Annotated in this window: 1 pseudogene; it reads left to right on the top strand. The window is 45.6% G+C overall.

Features of this window, described 5'->3' with window-relative positions:
- Window positions 1-94: 94 nt before the first annotated feature.
- Window positions 95-456: pseudogene (locus AACW06_RS20060) on the top strand (IS982 family transposase); the annotation flags it as partial.

Genomic DNA, 456 nt, shown 5'->3' with positions numbered 1-456 from the left:
TAACCTGAACTCGGGATAAAAAAGAAGGGAACTAAAAGCTGGTTCTGCGATCAGATCTTTCGACCAAGAGAGAACAATCGCAAAGGAACCAGCTATGCATAAACTAGTAGACTTATTTTGCCATGTCGATGACTTTTGTAAGGCTTTTCTACCTCAGTGGCAAAAACTTCAGCTTGAAAGCGGCGAACGAAAGCGCAACCGCAACCGCAACCGCAACCGCAACCGCAACCGCAACCGCAAAGGCAGGATGTCCGAAAGCGAAATCATGACAATCATTATCGCTTTCCATATGTCTCATCAGCGTGATTTCAAAAACTTTTACCTTGGGATCGTGCGTCGCCACTACAAGAGTTATTTCCCAACTCTGCTCAGTTACACACGGTTTCTTGAAGTAATGCCTTCAGTTCTTGTGCCACTCAGCTCTTTCTTTACCCATGTCAAAGGTGAACCGACAGG

The organism is Vibrio sp. S12_S33, from assembly GCF_963889785.1.
Classification (GTDB): Bacteria; Pseudomonadota; Gammaproteobacteria; order Enterobacterales; family Vibrionaceae; genus Vibrio; species Vibrio aestuarianus.
Note: the sequence above shows the minus strand (reverse complement) of the source record. Positions and strands in the feature narration are given on the sequence as shown.